Origin of the sequence: Streptomyces sp. CA-106110, from assembly GCF_050936285.1 — a bacterium.
In the GTDB taxonomy this organism is placed as follows: domain Bacteria; phylum Actinomycetota; class Actinomycetes; order Streptomycetales; family Streptomycetaceae; genus Streptomyces.
In genome coordinates this window covers 10191670-10209266 of record NZ_JBNJNB010000001.1, presented here as the reverse complement: position 1 = coordinate 10209266, position 17597 = coordinate 10191670, and the positions used below count along the sequence as shown (strand labels likewise).

At 70.4% G+C, this 17597-nt stretch carries 20 protein-coding genes and 1 pseudogene; 10 read left to right on the top strand and 11 right to left on the bottom strand.

Annotation, left to right across the window (positions count from 1 at the left end):
- The first annotated feature begins 68 nt into the window (after positions 1-68).
- Positions 69-764, top strand: coding sequence for a response regulator transcription factor (locus tag ACQEXA_RS47160; RefSeq protein WP_432924518.1), 696 nt, complete (start codon positions 69-71; stop codon positions 762-764).
- Positions 757-1836: a sensor histidine kinase gene (locus ACQEXA_RS47155; RefSeq protein ID WP_433132947.1), complete on the top strand. Its 1080-nt coding sequence runs from the start codon at positions 757-759 to the stop codon at positions 1834-1836. The genes ACQEXA_RS47160 and ACQEXA_RS47155 overlap by 8 nt, the downstream gene beginning before the upstream one ends.
- A gap of 85 nt (positions 1837-1921) precedes the next feature.
- Here the strand turns inward: ACQEXA_RS47155 and ACQEXA_RS47150 are convergent, their stop codons facing one another.
- On the bottom strand, positions 1922-2110 hold the full coding sequence (locus ACQEXA_RS47150) for a hypothetical protein (protein ID WP_432924522.1): 189 nt from the start codon (positions 2108-2110) through the stop codon (positions 1922-1924).
- 394 nt (positions 2111-2504) lie between these two features.
- On the opposite strand from ACQEXA_RS47150, the pseudogene ACQEXA_RS47145 reads away from it, so the two are divergent.
- The 3 genes and pseudogenes from ACQEXA_RS47145 to ACQEXA_RS47135 form a co-directional block, all read left to right on the top strand.
- Positions 2505-2597, top strand: a pseudogene (locus ACQEXA_RS47145) (PRC-barrel domain containing protein); the annotation flags it as partial.
- A 20-nt stretch (positions 2598-2617) separates the two neighbouring features.
- On the top strand, positions 2618-2791 hold the full coding sequence (locus ACQEXA_RS47140) for a hypothetical protein (protein ID WP_359399664.1): 174 nt from the start codon (positions 2618-2620) through the stop codon (positions 2789-2791).
- A 192-nt stretch (positions 2792-2983) separates the two neighbouring features.
- Entirely contained in the window at positions 2984-3610 is a 627-nt protein-coding gene (locus ACQEXA_RS47135; protein WP_432924524.1) for an alpha-ketoglutarate-dependent dioxygenase AlkB, read from the top strand.
- A 6-nt stretch (positions 3611-3616) separates the two neighbouring features.
- Here ACQEXA_RS47135 and ACQEXA_RS47130 read toward each other — a convergent pair whose 3' ends face one another.
- Complete coding sequence (locus tag ACQEXA_RS47130) at positions 3617-4204, bottom strand: TetR family transcriptional regulator (RefSeq protein ID WP_432938934.1); 588 nt, start codon at positions 4202-4204, stop codon at positions 3617-3619.
- Between the two features lie 98 nt (positions 4205-4302).
- Complete coding sequence (locus tag ACQEXA_RS47125) at positions 4303-5805, bottom strand: MFS transporter (protein ID WP_432924526.1); 1503 nt, start codon at positions 5803-5805, stop codon at positions 4303-4305.
- A 496-nt stretch (positions 5806-6301) separates the two neighbouring features.
- Here ACQEXA_RS47125 and melC1 point away from each other — a divergent pair, with 496 nt between their 5' ends.
- Complete coding sequence (gene melC1, locus ACQEXA_RS47120; RefSeq protein ID WP_432924528.1) at positions 6302-6685, top strand: apotyrosinase chaperone MelC1; 384 nt, start codon at positions 6302-6304, stop codon at positions 6683-6685.
- 35 nt (positions 6686-6720) lie between these two features.
- Positions 6721-7545 (top strand): tyrosinase MelC2, encoded by an 825-nt coding sequence (melC2, locus tag ACQEXA_RS47115; protein ID WP_433132945.1) that lies wholly within the window; start codon positions 6721-6723, stop codon positions 7543-7545.
- Positions 7546-7566: 21 nt separating this feature from the next.
- Here the strand turns inward: melC2 and ACQEXA_RS47110 are convergent, their stop codons facing one another.
- From ACQEXA_RS47110 to ACQEXA_RS47100, 3 genes are all read right to left on the bottom strand, one after another.
- Positions 7567-8004, bottom strand: a complete 438-nt coding sequence (locus ACQEXA_RS47110) for a PPOX class F420-dependent oxidoreductase (RefSeq protein ID WP_432924531.1) — start codon at positions 8002-8004, stop codon at positions 7567-7569.
- 174 nt (positions 8005-8178) lie between these two features.
- The gene (locus ACQEXA_RS47105; protein WP_432924533.1) at positions 8179-8871 is read right to left on the bottom strand and encodes a ribonuclease H family protein; all 693 of its coding nucleotides are present in this window, start codon (positions 8869-8871) and stop codon (positions 8179-8181) included.
- Between the two features lie 63 nt (positions 8872-8934).
- Positions 8935-9732: a VOC family protein gene (locus ACQEXA_RS47100; RefSeq protein ID WP_432924535.1), complete on the bottom strand. Its 798-nt coding sequence runs from the start codon at positions 9730-9732 to the stop codon at positions 8935-8937.
- A 133-nt stretch (positions 9733-9865) separates the two neighbouring features.
- Here ACQEXA_RS47100 and ACQEXA_RS47095 point away from each other — a divergent pair, with 133 nt between their 5' ends.
- Together ACQEXA_RS47095 and ACQEXA_RS47090 are read left to right on the top strand one after the other, a co-directional pair.
- Entirely contained in the window at positions 9866-10870 is a 1005-nt protein-coding gene (locus tag ACQEXA_RS47095) for a zinc-binding alcohol dehydrogenase family protein (RefSeq protein WP_432924537.1), read from the top strand.
- Positions 10871-10951: 81 nt separating this feature from the next.
- Entirely contained in the window at positions 10952-12160 is a 1209-nt protein-coding gene (locus ACQEXA_RS47090; protein ID WP_432924539.1) for a PP2C family protein-serine/threonine phosphatase, read from the top strand.
- Positions 12161-12181: 21 nt separating this feature from the next.
- On the opposite strand, the gene ACQEXA_RS47085 is transcribed toward ACQEXA_RS47090, so the two are convergent.
- The 3 genes from ACQEXA_RS47085 to ACQEXA_RS47075 form a co-directional block, all read right to left on the bottom strand.
- Positions 12182-13045, bottom strand: a complete 864-nt coding sequence (locus ACQEXA_RS47085; RefSeq protein WP_433132943.1) for a Cof-type HAD-IIB family hydrolase — start codon at positions 13043-13045, stop codon at positions 12182-12184.
- 68 nt (positions 13046-13113) lie between these two features.
- Positions 13114-13236: a hypothetical protein gene (locus ACQEXA_RS47080; RefSeq protein ID WP_432924543.1), complete on the bottom strand. Its 123-nt coding sequence runs from the start codon at positions 13234-13236 to the stop codon at positions 13114-13116.
- A gap of 368 nt (positions 13237-13604) precedes the next feature.
- A complete protein-coding gene (locus ACQEXA_RS47075; RefSeq protein WP_359400850.1) occupies positions 13605-14036 on the bottom strand; it encodes a protease inhibitor in 432 nt (143 codons plus the stop codon).
- A 372-nt stretch (positions 14037-14408) separates the two neighbouring features.
- Between ACQEXA_RS47075 and ACQEXA_RS47070 the strand changes: the two genes are divergently transcribed.
- Positions 14409-15011 (top strand): hypothetical protein, encoded by a 603-nt coding sequence (locus ACQEXA_RS47070; protein ID WP_432924545.1) that lies wholly within the window; start codon positions 14409-14411, stop codon positions 15009-15011.
- Between the two features lie 30 nt (positions 15012-15041).
- Here ACQEXA_RS47070 and grpE read toward each other — a convergent pair whose 3' ends face one another.
- Together grpE and dnaK are read right to left on the bottom strand one after the other, a co-directional pair.
- Positions 15042-15551 carry a nucleotide exchange factor GrpE gene (gene grpE, locus ACQEXA_RS47065; protein WP_359400855.1) on the bottom strand — a complete coding sequence of 170 codons (510 nt, stop codon included), beginning with the start codon at positions 15549-15551 and terminating at the stop codon, positions 15042-15044.
- Positions 15552-15553: 2 nt separating this feature from the next.
- Positions 15554-17413, bottom strand: coding sequence for a molecular chaperone DnaK (gene dnaK / locus ACQEXA_RS47060; RefSeq protein ID WP_432924547.1), 1860 nt, complete (start codon positions 17411-17413; stop codon positions 15554-15556).
- Between the last annotated feature and the right edge of the window lie 184 nt (positions 17414-17597).

The following is a 17597-nucleotide window of genomic DNA, read 5'->3' as shown; positions in this document are numbered from 1 at the left end:
TCGCGTGTCCGGGTGTGCACACGTCCTTGCATACGTCGGCGATATGTTGCGCTGCTTAGGCTTCGGATATGCGCGTACTGATCGTGGAGGACGAGCCCTACCTGGCCGAAGCCGTCCGCGACGGTCTGCGTCTGGAGGCGATCGCCGCCGACATCGCCGGCGACGGCGACTCCGCCCTGGAACTGCTCAGCGTCAACTCCTACGACCTCGTGGTCCTCGACCGCGACATCCCCGGCCCCTCCGGTGACGAGGTCGCCCGGCGCATCGTCGCCTCCGGCAGCGGCATCCCGATCCTCATGCTCACCGCCGCCGACCGGATCGACGACAAGGCTTCCGGGTTCGCGCTCGGCGCCGACGACTACCTCACCAAACCGTTCGAGCTGCGGGAACTCGTCCTGCGGCTGAGGGCGCTCGACCGCAGACGCGCGTACGCCCGGCCCCCGGTCCGCGAGATCGCGGGCCTGCGGCTCGACCCCTTCGGCCGGGAGGTCTTCCGCGACGGACGCCACGTCGCGCTCACCCGCAAACAGTTCGCCGTGCTCGAAGTCCTCGTCGCCGCCGAAGGCGGGGTCATCAGCGCCGAAGAGCTGCTGAGGCGAGCCTGGGACGAGAACGCCGACCCCTTCACCAACGCCGTCCGCATCACCGTCTCTGCGCTGCGCAAACGACTCGGCGAACCATGGATCATCGCCACGGTGCCGGGAGTCGGCTACCGCATCGACACCGGCCCCGACACCACCCGCCCGGGCCGTACGCATGCATAGACGCCCAGGGCTCAGCGCCCGACTGAAACTCACCCTCAGCTACGCCGGGTTCCTCGCCGTCGCCGGCGCCCTCCTGCTGGCCGTGGTGTGGATGTTCCTGCTGCGCTACGTACCCGACAACAGCCGGGGCCTGCTCGGGATCTCACCCAACCGCTACCTCCTTGTGCACACCTTCGCCCCCGCCGCGGCCGTGGCGATGCTCTTCCTGCTCGTGTTCGGCCTCGTCGGCGGATGGATCCTCGCCGGCCGGATGCTCGCACCGCTCACACACATCACTGCCGCGGCACGGATGGCCGGGAACGGATCGCTGTCCCACCGGATCCACATGAAGGGCCGCCAGGACGAATTCCGCGAACTCTCCGACGCGTTCGACTCGATGCTCGAACAACTCGAGTCCCACGTCGCCGAGCAGCAGAGGTTCGCCGCGAACGCCTCCCACGAACTGCGCACCCCGCTGGCCATCTCGCATGCGCTCCTCGATGTCGCCCGCAAGGACCCTACGCGGGACCGGGGCGAACTCATCGAACGCCTGCGGGCTGTCAATACGCGCGCGATCGACCTCACCGAGGCACTCCTGCTGCTGAGCCGCAGCGACCGCGGGAACTTCGTGCGCGAGAGCGTCGACCTCTCCCTCTTCGCCGAAGAGGCTGCCGAAACCCTGTTCCGCCTCGCCGAACAGCGCGGGATCACGCTCGACGTCACCGGCGGGGCGACACGGACCAGCGGCTCCGCGGAGCTCCTGCTGCGGATGGTGACGAACCTCGTCCAGAACGCCGTCGTCCACAACCTTCCCGGCGGCGGCACCGTGACGGTCCACACCGAGGCGTACGGCGACACGAGCCTGCTGCGGGTCGAGAACACGGGGCGTCGGCTCCCACCGGAACTGGTACCGACTCTCATCGAACCCTTCCAGCGCGGAACGGAACGCGTACGCACCGACGAACACGCAGGCGTCGGCCTCGGTCTGTCCATCGTGCACAGCATCGTCCGCGCCCACGACGGAACCCTCGACCTCGTCCCCCGCCCCGCCGGCGGTCTCCTCGTCACGGTCCGGCTTCCCGGCACGACCTAGGCACCGTCCCCGAGCGGGGCCCACTGGATCGATGACTGGAAGTCCGGTGCGGGCGAAGGTGACCCGTGGCAGCGATCGGTGGGCGTCAGATCCGAATGAGGTACTGATCGAGGGTGGCCAGGATGTCGTCGACGGAGCCGAAGCTGATCACGGCGGTTGTTCCACCCGCGACCTCGCCGCGCACGGGGAAGAGGGCGTCGTGCGCTTGTGTGGCGAGTGATTCGTCGCGGAGCTGGATCGCTGTATGTGCGGTGAAACCGAACACGCCGGCCAACGTGCGCCGCTTCCTCAACGAACCAGTTATTGGTGCAGCTGGCGGTCCGGGAGAAGACCGGCCTGGCCCGCGACCCGCTCCGGTCTCTCCTGCTTTCTCCCGACACCTTCAGGGACGATGCACTCCCCGACGTTCGTACCGCGTACTTCGCTGTTCTTTGAAGCTTAGAGCGGCTCTACGCGGGGCGGCGCGCCATCGAGGATGGCGGCACAGCCGGGGGTTGGGGTGCCCGACGGCTTTCAGTTGCCGACCGCCGCCACTGCACCCGTCGTGGAGCGACGGGAACCGGTGGCCTTCCACGCCGATGCTGTACTCGTAGGCGAAAAAGACCAGGTCAAGCTCCCGGAGTACTGTGGGATACGCGGCGTTCTCCGCCGGCTGCAAGGAGCGAGGCATGATCCATTCAGCCGATATCCGTGAGTGGCGCAGCCGCGACGTGATCGATCCCCAGACCCACAAGATCGGCGCCGTTGAAGCGGTCTACCTGTAGGAAGGAAGTGGCTATCCATGTTGGCGCTCTTCCTGTTGCTGATTCTCGCGGCGGTCGCCCTGGGATTCATCGGCGTGCTGATGAAGGGACTGTTCTACCTCCTGATCATCGGCGTGGTGGTGTTCGTGGCCAACCTCCTGCTGATGGGCACGCACTGGTCCCGGCGATGGCACCACCACCACATCCGGTGATCGCCACGGCGGGGCCGTCGGTCTGCGTCGACCAGGTTGCCGGCCAGTGACCGCTTCAAGTGATCTTCTCGCCAACCAGCGTGAGCATCCGCCAACCAGCGTCCAGCGGTCACATCTACAACGCCCGGATCTCAGGGCGGCCCCTCACTGCAAACAGAACAGATTTTCGAATCAGGGAGTACGCTGCCGTCTATGGCCACGCATCTCCAGGGCTCCCTGTTCGACCAGACCGATGACATCCGGCTCGGGCCGCTGGACGGGGTGCGGCGGACCACGCTCGGAGCCGGCGCGTGGATCGATCTGCTTCCGGGCTGGCTCGGCGGTGCGGACGCGCTGTTCGAGGAACTGGTCTCCACCGTGCCCTGGCACGCCGAGCGGCGGCAGATGTACGAGCAGATGGTGGACGTGCCGCGGCTGCTCTCGTACTACCGCGCGGGTGAGCCACTGCCCCATCCCGTCCTCGAGGAGGCGCGCACCGCACTGTCCGCGCACTACGCGGCCGAGCTCGGGGAATCCTTCGTCACGGCCGGGCTCTGCTACTACCGCGACGGACGCGACAGCGTGGCCTGGCACGGTGACCGGATCGGGCGCGGCGCGCGCGAGGACACCATGGTCGCCATCCTGTCCGTGGGCGCGCCCCGCGATCTGGCGCTGAGGCCGCGCGGCGGCGGCGAGACGATCAGGCGACCGCTCGGGCACGGCGATCTGATCGTGATGGGTGGCTCCTGCCAGCGGACATGGGAGCATGCGATCCCGAAGAGCACCCGGGCCACGGGCCCCCGGATCAGCATCCAGTTCCGCCCGCAGGGCGTGAGCTGAACCGGGTCAGGGGGTCAGCTGCACCTGTACGGCCGGCGCCCAGCGCTCGACGATGTCGTCGACGTCGGTGGCGCGCAGGTGGGTGCCGCGCGCGATGCCGAACATCACGCCGAGGCCCAGCAGTGCGCCCAGCGCCAGTTCCGCGCGCAGACCCGCGTCGGGGCCGTCCAGACGCGCGGCGAGGCGATCTCCGACCTGTGTGCGGAAGTTGCCGCGCAGGATGTCACCCTGCTCGCCGTGCAGCGGGGCGAACACGATACGCAGGAGCGGGTCGGCACCCTGCTCGGTCTGGCTCATCAGGACCTGGCGGACCATGTGCCGGCCGAGGTCCGCGAGCGGTGCGTCGAGCAGCGCCGGGGCGTCCGTCTCGAACGACATGACCTGCGAGAAGAGCGTGTCCTTGTTGCCGAAGTACTTCAGGATCAGGGGCGCGCTGACACCGGCGCGGTCGGCGACCGCCTTGAGCGTGATGTCCGCATGAGCGTGCCGGGCGAGCAGGTACCGGGCGGCGCGGAGGATGGCGGCCCTCGTCGCCTCGGCATCACGGCGAGCCGGAGACCTGGGCGCCTCGGCCTCCCTGGGTGCGGCAGGCACGGCCCCCGCCTCCGGACCTTCGCGGACCGACGCCGCCTCCCGGGCCGGCCCCGTGGGACGGCCCGACCGAGTGGTGGCGCGTGCGGGGCTCACGGCGCTCACGCTCCTTCAAGTGCCTCGTCATGGGCCGGCGCGGCCTGCCGCCGGGGCCGGCGGATACCGCGGGCGGAACTCCCGCCGGGAATGGTGAGGGCGGCGGCGCAGGCCACCAGGGCGACCGTACCCGCCATCGCGAACGCCAGCAGATAGCCGTGCAGCGTGGGCACCGGGGTCCCCGCGACGGGTTCTGTGTGGTGGACCAGTACCGCGGCCACGGCGGCACTGCAGGTGGCCTGGCCGATGGTGCGCATCAGGACGTTGACCCCGTTGGCGGAGGCCGTCTGATCCGCGGGCACGGCGCGCAGGATCAGCGTGGGCAGCGCCGAATAGGCGAGCGTCGTGCCGGTCGCCACGATCGACGCGCCCACGATGATCATCCACAGGTCCCGGCTGTCCGCGATCCGTACGGCATAGCCGCACGCGAGCACGGCCGCGCCCAGGGCGAGCGTGATCCGCGGACCACGGGCCGTGGAGATCCGGGCCGAGAGCGGCGAGAGGAGCAGCATGATCACACCGCCGGGGAGCAGACACAGGCCGCTGCCGACGATGGACAGCCCGAGGCCGTAGCCGGTGGCCTTCGGGGCCTGCACGAGTTGTGCCGTCACCAGGGAGTTGGCGTAGAAGCCGAACCCGACCAGAAGAGCCGTGAGGTGGGGCAGCGCGACCCGCGGGCGGGACGCCAGCCGCAGATCGACAAGAGGCCGCTCGGCGCGCAACTGCTGCAGGGACCATGTCGCCAGGATCAGGACGCTGGCCGCGAACAGAGCCACGATCCGGGGACTGTCCCAGCCCCACTGGCCGCCCTCCGACACCGCCAGCAGCAGACAGCAGAGCCCGGCGGCGAGACCCAGTGCGCCGACCACGTCGAACCGCCCGGGGGCGCGCACCGGTGACTCGGGCACCGCCCACCAGGCGAGGACGAGGCCGACAGCCCCCAGACCGCTGGTCACCCAGAACATCGCGTGCCAGTTCACGTACTGGATGACGAGCGCGGCCAGCGGCAGTCCGAGCGCCGCGCCGATACCGACCGTGGAACTCATGAGCGCCACCGCGGATCCGGTACGGGCGGGCGGCAGTTCGTCGCGCAGGATGCTGATGGAGAGCGGGACGACCGCGGCCGCCGCGCCCTGCAGCGCTCGCGCCGTGATGAGCACCCCGATGTCGGAGGAGAGCGCGCACAGCACGGAGCCCACCGTCATCAGCCCGAGGGCGGTCACCAGTACGCGCCGCTTGCCGTACATGTCGCCCGCGCGCCCGAGGACCGGGGTGAGCACGGCACCGGACAGCAGGGTGGCGGTCACCATCCAGGAGACGGTGCCCGCCGATGCGCCGGTGAGCCGGGGCAGGTCGGGCAGCAGGGGGACGACGACCGTCTGCATGACGGCCATGAGAATGCCGCCGAAGGCCAGCACCGGAACGGTCAACCGACCGCGCACTCCCGTCGCTCCGCCCGGTTCGCGGAGGGCGGGAGATCGGTCGGAGGGGGCGGGTATCGGGGGCATGGCTCTCCGCGCTGTGCTGGAAAATCGAGGTGAATGGCTATTCACCTTATCCGGTGAATAGCCATTCACCCAGCGGCTCCCACCGGGCCCCGACCCGGACCGCACCGGCCGCCGTCGACTTCGCCTGGCTCGCACCGCCCCCGCCCTGTCCCCCCGGCCACCAACCGTCACCCCGCACCCGGACCACCCGGTCGCCGCCGTCCTACTCCGGGGCCCCATGCGGCAGTTCACGTCACGTCGCGGACGTGAGCGCCGTCACCCGTGCGCCGCTCGCTGCGAAAGAACCGCCTCGGCACCCCCGTGACAGAGGTGGAATTTCCCCTTCCGAGCGATCCGCGGCGCGCCTCAACGGCAAGATCATCTTGGTTCAACCTTGCACAGCATGTGGGCAATTGTCCTGATCGCAGCCAACCGGTTTCTCGCGATTTCCCGGCCCGTCCGGTCGGCGGATAGGCAGGACACATCGTCAACCCCCCGCTCCTCAGGAGGACTTCGTATGCCCGAACTGACGCGCCGCCGCGCCCTCACCGCCGGTGCCGCCGTCGCCGCGACCGGCGGCCTCACGGCTCAGGCCGCCTCGGCCTCCGCCCCCGCGCACCCGTTCCCCGCAGCCGTCGCCGGCCACGACCACGGCGGTCCCGAGGCCTTCGACGAGGTGTACCTGGGGCGCCGGATACAGGGCCGCCCGGCGATGGGCAGCCACCACCACGGCTCCGGGTACGGCGTGTTCATCGACGGGGTCGAGCTGCATGTGATGCGCAACGCGGACGGAAGCTGGATCAGCGTCGTCAGCCATTACGCCCCCGTGCCAAGCCCCCGCGCTGCCGCTCGCGCCGCCGTCGTTGAGCTGCAGGGCGCCCCGCTCGTTCCGTTCAACTGACCGTCCACGCACAGGATTTCCGGAGTCTCCCGCACATGACCGTACGCAAGAATCAGGCGAACCTCACGGCCGACGAGAAGCGGCGGCTGGTCGCCGCGTTCGTGGAGCTCAAGCGCACCGGCCGCTATGACGCCTTCGTCACGACCCACAACGCCTTCATCATGGGCGACACCGACAGCGGTGAGCGGACGGGGCACCGCTCGCCCTCGTTCCTTCCGTGGCATCGCAGATTCCTGCTCGAGTTCGAGCAGGCACTGCAGTCGGTGGACGCTTCGGTCGCGCTGCCCTACTGGGACTGGACGAGCGACAGATCGCCGCGTTCCTCGCTGTGGGCACCGGACTTCCTCGGCGGCACCGGACGCAGCCTCGACGGCCGGGTGATGGACGGACCCTTCGCCGCGGGTACCGGCAGCTGGCCGGTCAATGTGCGCGTGGACGGCCGCACCTATCTCCGGCGCGCGCTCGGCAGCGGTACCCGCGACCTGCCGACCCGGGCCGAGGTCGACTCGGTGCTCGCCATGGCCACCTACGACATGGCCCCCTGGAACAGCGCCTCGGACGGCTTCCGCAACCATCTGGAGGGGTGGCGCGGCGTCAACCTGCACAACCGCGTCCATGTGTGGGTGGGCGGGCAGATGGCCACCGGGGTCTCCCCCAACGACCCGGTCTTCTGGCTGCACCACGCCTTCGTCGACAAACTGTGGGCCGAGTGGCAGCGCCGCCACCCCGGCTCCGGGTATCTGCCGCTGAGCGGAACCCCGGACGTGGTCGACCTCAGGGAGACCATGAAGCCGTGGAACGACGTACGCCCGGTGGACCTGCTGGACCACACGGCGCACTACACGTTCGACACGGACTGACTCTGTGGTGCGGGCCGGCACTCAGTGCGGGGCCGGTGCCCAGGGTCCGACGCCGCCGATGCGCTCGACGGAGTAGCGCACGATGTAGCCGGGGCCCTTCGGCGCCGGGAACTCCGAGTCCGGGGAGACATACACCTTGGCCAAGCGGTCGAGCAGGTCCCAGGTGGCGTCGCTCGGCTCCACGGCGGCCCGTGCCCGCAGCACGGCGTAGTCGTTCAGGAAGGCGCCGGGCACCCGCGGCCCGTCGAAGGACAGCACCACCCGCGGGTCCCGCTCGATGTTGCGCAGCTTCACGTGCCGCGCCATATGACCGCTGACGACGTCGTCGCCGTCCAGCCCGATCCAGATCACGGTCACCTGCGGGCTTCCGTCCGGGTTGATGGTGCTCAGATGGGCCATGGGGCCCGACTCGATGAGCTCTCGCAGTTCCCGGGGCAGCCGGCTGTTCTGGTTCGTCATGCTCGTTCAACGGCGGCGCGGCCGGGCGGACACGCGTGCGGACGGCCGGCCGAGGCGACGTCCCCCGAAAAGCAGACACCTGGTGCGGCGACGAGGTCGCACGCGTGCCCTGACGGAGCGGCGGCGGGTGGGCGGCGACGGCCGTGACCGAACCCCGTCGGGCGGCTCCGGTCGTCAGTCCTCGCCTGCCGCGCGGCACTCCGGGTGGCCCCAGCCCTGTGCGTTCTTGGCGATGGGCTCGCCCGCCGCGTAGGGGCGGCCGCAGAGGCAGCGGCCGGGGAACTTCGCCTTGATGGTGCGGCTGGAGGAGCGCTTCTTCGCGGGTGCGGAGCGTCGGGCCGGCCCGGCGCTCGCGCCCGGTTCCGATGACGGCGGGGGCTCCACGGAGCCGTACTCGCTGCCCGCCGGTTCCTGGACACTGGCCGCCTGGCTGGCGGCGCGGTCCGCGAAGTCGTTGAGGGGGTCCCCGCCCACCTGGTGCGCGGGGACGTAGCGGAACTCGACCTCACGGCCGTCGAGCAGCGCGTCGATGCGCATGACCAGGTCCTGGTTGGCCACGGGCTTACCGGCGGCGGTCTTCCAGCCGTTGCGCTTCCAGCCCGGCAGCCAGGTCGTGACGGCCTTCATCGCGTACTGGGAGTCCATGCGGATCTCCAGCGCGACCTGCGGGTCGACCGCCGTCAACAGCCGCTCAAGCGCGGTGAGTTCCGCGACGTTGTTGGTCGCCCTGCCCAGCGGGCCGGCCTCCCAGCGGCTCGGGATCTCGTCCTTCTCGGCGACGACCCAGGCCCATCCGGCAGGTCCGGGGTTCCCTTTCGAAGCCCCGTCGCAGGCGGCCACAACACGTTCAGGCATGTCCCCGATCATGCCACGCTCCGAGGACCGCTCCGGTCCGGGGCCGAAAGCCGCCCGGCCGAGGAGGAGCGGTCCTCAGGAGATCTCGCTCATGTCCGGCATCCTGCCCTGCGTCGTGGTGACGTCGATGACCGAGAAGTTGGCGCCCTGGGGGTCGGTCAGCGCGGCGAAGCGGCCGAAGGGGCTGTCCATCGGGCCGAACCGCAGGACCGCTCCGTTCTTCGTGGCCCGCTCGACGGCCGCATCGCAGTTCTCGACAGTGAAGTACACATTGACGTACGACGGAACCTCCGGCGGGAAGTCCTCCGTCATCTTCATCCGGCCGAGCACCGGACTGCCGTCGAGTTCGAAGACGATGAAGTCGATCGCCTCGTCCTCGATCCGCTTGGCGCGATAGGGAAAGACGGCCGGGAAGAACGCGTCCGACTTCTCCGGCTCGCGGGTGAACACCTCGGCCCAGCAGTAGGCACCGGGCACGGCGGTCGCCTCGAAGCCCTCGTGGGTGCCGGCCTGCCAGACACCGAAGACGGCACCGCTCGGGTCGCGGGCCAGGGCCATGGTGCCGAAGTCCCCGACCTGCATCGGCTCCATCAGCACCTCGCCACCGTTGTCGCGGATGTTCCGTGCGGTCGCGGCGGCGTCGGGCGAGGCGAGGTACAGGCACCAGGCGAACTGGCCCTCCTGCCCGGGCATGGGCGGCACCACGGCGGCGACCGCCTTGCCGTCGGCGTAGGCCTGCGTGTAATTGCCGTACTCGGACGTGGCCTCGCCGAACGTCCAGCCGAGGACGTCACCGTAGAAGTTCTTGGCTCCTTGGAAATCGCTGAACATGGCGTCGGCCCAGCAGGGCGTGCCCTCGGGTTGTACCGCCATGACGCTGGCCTTCCCGCTCGACGGCTGGTTTCCGCTCCTCACGCTAGCCACGCCCGGGCCGTGCCGCGCGCCGGACGGCGGTCCCGCCCGACACTGGAACGAGGACGGTCTTGGACGGGATGGGGCACAAGCGATGCGCGCATGGGTGGTGGACCGGCCGGGTCCCGTCGAACGGGAGCCGCTGCGGTTCGTGGAGCGGCCGGTTCCGGTGCCGGCCGCCGACGAGCTGCTCGTGCACGTGCGTGCCTGCGGCGTGTGCCGTACGGATCTGCACGTGACCGAGGGCGACCTGCCGGTACGGCGACCCGGGGTGACTCCCGGGCACGAGGTGGTGGGCGAGGTGGCCGCGGTCGGGGCGGAGGCCGGCGGCTGGGCCGTCGGCGACCGGGTGGGGGCGGCGTGGCTCCGCCGTACAGACGGCACCTGCAAGTACTGCCGAAGGGGGTCGGAGAACCTGTGCCCGGACTCCGAGCACACCGGCTGGACCGCCGACGGCGGATACGCCGAGTACACGACCGTGCCGGCCGCCTTCGCCTACCGGTTGCCCGCGGGCGTGGACGACGTCGCCCTCGCTCCGCTCCTGTGCGCGGGCATCATCGGTTACCGGGCGCTGCTGCGGACGTCGCTGCCGGAGGGCGGGCGCCTCGGACTGTACGGGTTCGGCGGCAGCGCGCACCTGTGCGCCCAGGTCGCCCTGGCGCAGGGTGCGACCGTGCACGTCCTGACCCGGGACGAGGCCTCCCGGCGGCTCGCCCTCGGCCTCGGGTGCGCGTCGGCGGCCGGTGCCCAGGACGCGCCCCCGGAGCCGCTCGACGGGGCGATCCTGTTTGCGCCGGTCGGTGATCTCGTACCGGTGGCGCTGCGGGCGCTCGACCGCGGCGGAGTGCTGGCGGTCGCGGGCATCCATCTGACCGACGTCCCGGTGCTGCACTACGAGAGCGAGCTGTTCTACGAGAAGGAGCTGCGCAGCGTCACATCGAACACCCGCCAGGACGGCCGGGAGTTCCTGGAACTCGCGGCCCGGTACGGTGTGCGGGCGACGACGCACCCGTATCCGCTGTCCGAGGCCCAGCGCGCCCTGCAGGACCTGAAGGCAGGGCGATTCGACGGGGCGGCCGTGCTGGTGAATGATCTCTGAGCGGCCGGTGCCGCGCAGGGTGCGGGCCGGTCCGCCACGTGCGTGGATGGACTCGGAGAGGTGTTGTCGCGGAGGTGCGCTGTGGGCGGTGAGCACACTGCAGACCCCCCGTACGGCGTCGACGACGCCCTCGAGTCGATCGGCACGACGCTCGACGAACGGGTCACCTGCGAGGAGCTCGCCGGCTATGTGTGCGGCCGGGTGTGCGACGCGGCCGCGGTGGACCTGCTGCCCGAGAACGCCCCCTGCTCGCCGCCCCCCGACGACCCGGGTCTGGAGCGGATGGCGACGGCCGGCCGGACCGAGCTGCTGGAGGCGTGGGGCGTAGAAGGCGCTCGCCCGCTGTCGATGAGGGCGCTGGACGAAAGGCGTCCGGTCACCGACTCGATGGACCTCTCGGGATGTGGGGCACGCCCGGCCGTGGCTGTTCCACTGGTGGGGCAGGGGCAGCAGTACGGGGCGCTGCTGGCCGTGCGCAACGGCCCGCCGTTCTCGGACCGGGACATCGCCGTCGCAGGCTTCGCGGCCCGGCTGGCGGCCGTGCACCTGGGGCACGCGCGCCGGTACACGTCCATGCGCGGCACGGTGTTCCGGCTGCAGCGGGCTCTGCTGTCCGAGCCCGGGCGGCCCCATCCCAACCTGGATCTGGCCACGCGGTATCTGCCCGCAGGCGGCGGCACGCTGGTGGGCGGGGACTGGTTCGAGACGGTACGGCTGCACTTCGGGCGGACCCTGCTGGTGCTGGGCGACGTCATGGGGCACGGGCTGGACGCGGCGGTGGACATGAACGCCTACCGGTCGATGCTGCGCTACATCGCCTCCACCGACCTGCCCCCGCATCGCGTACTGCGGCGACTGGACGCTGCGGTCGCCGAGGACGGCAGCCGCCGTCCGGCCACCTGTCTGCTCGTCCAGGTGGACCCGGCGCGCGGGACGGCGTCACTGACCAGTGCCGGGCATCTGCCGCCGGCCCTCTTCAGCGCGGACGGCACCGGGGAACTGCTGGACGTACCCGTCGGGCCACCGCTCGGAACGGGGATCGGCGGGTACGAGCTCACCACCCGGACGCTCGCGCCCGGGGACATGCTGCTGCTGTTCACCGACGGTCTCGTCGAGCGGCGTGAGGAGGACATCGACGTCTCCTTGGCCCGGCTCGCCGGGCTGCGGCTGCGGCCGGGCGCGAGCGTGGAGGAGTCCCTCGCCGACGTCCTGGAGCACCTCGACGCCGGCCACGCGGAGGACGACGTGGCCGTCCTGGCCGCCCGCATCCGCCGCCGCCCGGAGGTATGAGGCGCCGCGGGCCGGCCTGACTCAGCTCGTGGGCAGGTGCAGCAGACGGGCGATGGTGCGCAGGACACCGAGCTCGGTGTTGGACGGCGCCACGTAGCGGGCCCGCCGCAGTACGTCCGGGTGGGCGTTGGTCATGGCGAAGGACCAGTCGGCCGCGTCGAGCATCTCGAGGTCGTTCAGATAGTCCCCGAACACCACTGTCTGGGCGGGTGTGATGCCCAGTTCCCGCTGGAGCATGCGCAGGGCGGCACCCTTGTTCGCGGTGGGGTTCATGACGTCGACCCAGTGCTCGCCCGAGACGACGACCTGGTGGGTCGACGTGAACGGCGCCAGCGCGGGAGCGGTGGTCCTCTCCACGGGCCCGAAGTCGTAGAGGGCCACCTTGAGGAACTGGTCGTCCACGGTGGTGAGGTCCTCCACCGTGCGCAGCAGGGTGTAGTACTTCCTCGCCTCGGCCACGAAGGCCTCGTCGCTCCGCTCGACGTAGGCGGACTTCTTGCCGCACAGGACCGCCCCGACGTCCACTCCGTCGGCCGCGAGCCGCCTCGTGGTCCCGACGATGCGGGCGGCCACGGCGGCGTCCAGGGGATCGGAGCTGAGTTCCACGCCGTCGCGCACCACATAGGTGCCGTTCTCGGCGACGAAGACCATGCCGTCGGCCGCCTCGGCGAACTGCCGGGCCAGCGTGGCGTACTGGCGGCCGCTGGCGGGGCTGAACAGCACTCCGCGGCGACGCAGTTCCGTAAGGAGCGGCCAGAGTCCCCCGGGTATCCCTCCGGTGCTGTCGAGCAGGGTGCCGTCCATGTCGGTGACGACGAGCCGGATGTCCACCGGTCCGCTCGGGAGCTCGGGGGCGGTCGGGAGGCACGAGGGCGTGGCGGACATGTCCTGCTTTCTGTTCTCGGGCAGCGGTGAGGGAGTCTCTGCGGCGGGTCGGCGCGGTCCGGGTCCGGTCAGTCGTCCTGGGCGCGGGTGCGCGGATCGCCGTGGGCGCGGCGCAGTTCACGGACCGCGGCCAGGCTCGGCAGGGCGGTGCCGGCGAACGCTCGGCGGATGTCCATCTCACCTCTTGCCATCGGGTCTCCCGGAGTCGGCGCCGAGGCCTCGTCGCCGGCCCCATCGTAAGGGCCCCTCCCCTGCCCGACCTGTGGCCGGGTACTCGCTGACCTCGGCCGAGGCCCGGTCTCCGGCAGGGACGTACACGGCGGCGCCCGGACATGACAGTGCCCCGGCTCTTCGGCCGGGGCGACGGATCCGCCGTATACGACTCGGGTTGCCGCGCGGTGGGGCGCGGGTCCGGATACCTCATTCGGGAGCCGGCCGGACGGCCCCACTCCGTCCGGCCGGTCCCGCTGCGAGATCGTGTGGTTCACCGCGTCAGGGCTTGCACTCCCCAGTCACAAGCTCTGTTCAGACGCTCGCGGCAACCCCGCGATCCGCGTCCTCAGAACGCGAAGAGGGCAGTCCCGTAGGACCTCTTCACGCACTCGTTGGCGAAGGTGCGTTCGTAGTCGACGCGCTTGCCCTGCCAGACGCCCTGCACGGTGACCACCACTGGGTCGTACTGCTTGGTACACAAGGCGCCGTCCCTGATCGACAACGCATCGAAGTCCCCGCCGGCCGCGCTGAGTTCGGCGCAGGCGTCGACGCTGTCCGGGTGGCTGCCGGAGGGGCTCGGGGCACAACTCAGCGTGACGGCACGCTGGGGTGTGGCGAGAGTGGCGCTCTCGCCGTGACCCGTGGTCAGGACGAGCGCCGAGGGGGCGTACAGGGAGGCGGGGGCGTTCGGGGCGGCGACGGCGGACCCGGTGAGGGGGGCGCAGACGGCGGTGGCCGTCAGGGTGAGGGTCGCTGCCCAGCGCGCGGTGTTCGGCATTGTGTGCATCCTTCCGCTCGTGTGGAGTCACGGCACACTCCGGTCGCACGGGGCTCCGGAGCCGGCCGGGACGGGTGCCGGTTCGGCGTGCCGGAGTCTGCCGAGTCCTCACGGGAATCTCACATCGACCCCCCTCGTTTCAGTAACTTTTAGTGTTGAAGCAGTGGCGTGAAGTCACGGAATTCGAACGAACGGGCCCCGCAACCATGGGGCCGCGGGCCATCGGCGGCAGCCCGCTGGCCGGATTGCCACGGCTCTGCAATCGGCCTGAAACATTCCGCTTCCCCGCCGCAGCAAGCGCTGTCTTCAGCTCCTGGCAAACGCACCCCGCCCGCTCTTGCTTTTGTGCGAGACCGGAGTAATCGTCATTACATGATTACGACGGAGCAACGAGAACAACTGCGCGGCTGGTTCGCCGGCCGTCTGCCCGACGACCTGTTCGAGAAGCTGGTCGAGGTCACCGTCGACCGCGAGGAGATCACCGTCGTCGGCCGCATCCCGGAGCCGCGGCTCGCTGACCAGGGATCCCCCGCCGAGCGGGACGCGGCCCTCCGGGCCCGGATCCAGGAGTTCCGCGAGCGCACCCGCGAGGACCGCGTCGAGGTGGCGCGCGAGGCGGAGCACCGGTTCCGCAAGAAGGTCTCCTGGGGTGTGGAGTGCGGCGGCGAGCGGGCGCTGTTCACCCATGTCGCGGCGCCCGTGATGACGCGGCTGCGCCAGCCCGAGCGTCAGGTTCTGGACACGCTCATCGCCGGCGGCGTGGCGCGCAGCCGCAGCGACGCCCTCGCGTGGTGTGTACGCCTCGTGCAGAAGCACACCGACGACTGGCTCACGGAGCTGCGGGAGTCGCTGGAGCATGTGCAGCGGGTCCGGGCCCAGGGACCGGACAGCGGGGAGGGCCGGGGAACGGACATCGGCGAGAACCGGCAACCCGACGGCACCGAGGCCGAGGACAGCACGGCCGAGGGGCAGTGAGCCCGTCACGGCCCCGACGACTGCTGCCGGTCACCGTGAGGCGTGACCGCCCCGGCCTCCCGCCATCTCATGCGCGGTCCCGGCCGTGCGGGACGGGGGCGGGCCGGTGACGGCCACGCGGGCGGCGCGCAGCAGCCGGCCGCCCACCCGGTAGCCGGAGGCCAGGATCTCGGTGCAGGTGAGGCCTTCGGCTTCCGGGGAGACGACATGCGTCACGGCCTCGTGCCACTCGGGATCGAAGGCCTCGCCCTCCTCCCCGAACGCCTCCAGCCCCAGAGAGCCCAACTGGGCCTGAAGGACGTCGGCGACGGCCTTCAGACCCGGCGTCAGGGCTTCCTGCCGCCGGGCGCCCTCGACGGCGTCCAGCACGGGCAGCAGCGCCCGCAACACGTTCTCCGTGGCGATCTCACGCACCGCCATGCGGTCGCGTCGCACCTGCTTGCGGTAGTTGTCGTACTCGGCCTTCACCCGTTGCAGGTCGGCAGTGCGCTCGTCCAGCAGACGCCGCAACTCCGCGCTCTGCGGCCCGCTCGGGTTCATGGTCAGCCCGCCTGCGAGGTGTTGTCGTCGTCCACGATCTCGGCGTCCACGACATCGTCGTCGGCCCGGCCGCCGCCCGCCGTGCCCTGTTCGGCCGCTGTGCCGCCCTCGGGTCGCGCCTGCTCGTACAGGGCGCTGCCGATCTTCTGTGCAGCGGCGGCGGCCTTGTCCATGGTCCGCCGGATCTCCGCGGCGTCCTCGCCCTTGAGGGCCTCCTTCAGTTCGGCGATGGCGCTTTCCGTCTCGCTCCGAGCGTCGGCGGGAATCCTGTCCCCGTTCTCCCTGATGAGCTTCTCGGTCTGGTACACGAGTTGTTCGGCCTGGTTGCGGCTCTCGGCGGCCTCGCGCCGCTTGCGGTCCTCCTCCGCGTGCTGCTCGGCCTCCCGCACCATGCGGTCGATGTCGTTCTTCGGCAGCGCGGAACCGCCGGTGACCGTCATCTTCTGCTCCTTGCCGGTGCCGAGGTCCTTCGCCGCGACGTGCATGATGCCGTTGGCGTCGATGTCGAAGGACACCTCGATCTGCGGGATGCCACGGGGCGCCGGGGGCAGGCCGGTCAGCTCGAACATGCCGAGCTTCTTGTTGTACGCCGCGATCTCACGCTCGCCCTGGAAGACCTGGATCTGCACGGACGGCTGGTTGTCCTCGGCCGTGGTGAAGATCTCGGACCGCTTGGTCGGGATCGTGGTGTTGCGCTCGATGAGCTTGGTCATGATGCCGCCCTTGGTCTCGATACCGAGGGACAGCGGGGTCACGTCGAGCAGCAGGACGTCCTTGACCTCGCCCTTGAGGACACCGGCCTGGAGCGAGGCGCCGACGGCCACCACCTCGTCCGGGTTGACGCCCTTGTGGGGCTCCTTGCCGGTCAGCTCCCGGACCAGGTCCGTCACCGCAGGCATCCGGGTCGAACCACCGACGAGGATGACGTGGTCGATGCTGGACACCTTGATGCCGGCGTCCTTGATCGCCTGGTGGAACGGCTCCTTCGTACGCTCGAGCAGGTCGGCCGTCAGCTGCTGGAACTGGGCGCGGGTGAGCTTCTCGTCCAGGTGCAGCGGGCCCTCGGACGAGGCCGTGATGTAGGGCAGGTTGATGGTCGTCTCGGACGAGCTCGACAGCTCGATCTTGGCCCGCTCCGAGGCCTCGCGCAGTCGTTGCACGGCCATCTTGTCCTTCGACAGGTCGACGCCGTACGCGTTCTTGAACTGCTGGACCAGGTGGTCGACGACCCGCTGGTCCCAGTCGTCGCCGCCCAGATGCGTGTCGCCGTTGGTGGCCTTGACCTCGATGACACCCTCGCCCATCTCCAGCAGCGACACGTCGAAGGTGCCGCCACCGAGGTCGAAGACCAGGACCGTCTGGTCGTTCTCCTTGTCCAGGCCGTACGCGAGGGCGGCGGCGGTCGGCTCGTTGATGATCCGCAGGACGTTGAGGCCCGCGATCTCACCGGCCTCCTTGGTGGCCTGCCGCTGGGAGTCGTCGAAGTAGGCGGGCACGGTGATCACCGCGTCGGTGACGTCCTCGCCGAGGTACGCCTCCGCGTCCCGCTTCAGCTTCTGCAGTACGCGCGCGGAGATCTCCTGCGCGGTGTACTTCTTGCCGTCGATCGTGCCGCTGTCCGGGAAGCGCCAGGACTGGTCGCCCATGTGGCGCTTGACCGAGCGCGCTGTGCGCTCGACGTTGGTCACCGCCTGCCGCTTGGCGACCTCGCCGACGAGCACCTCGCCGTTCTTGGCGAAGGCCACGACCGACGGTGTGGTCCGGGCTCCTTCGGTGTTGGTGATGACCGTGGGCTCGCCACCCTCGAGGACCGAGACCACTGAGTTCGTGGTGCCGAGGTCGATTCCGACCGGACGTGCCATGGGGACTCTCCCTCCACTTCGTGCTCGTCGTCGTTCTCGTCGCGGAGCGTCTCGTACAAGCGAGTACCCGCCTGGCCGCCTTCCGGGCCTGATCACGGGGACGGCCTTTCACTCCGACCCGCGAGCTGCCTCCAATGCCTGAATAAAACTTGAGCGGCCCAATGTCAAGTTTCCCATCGAGCGC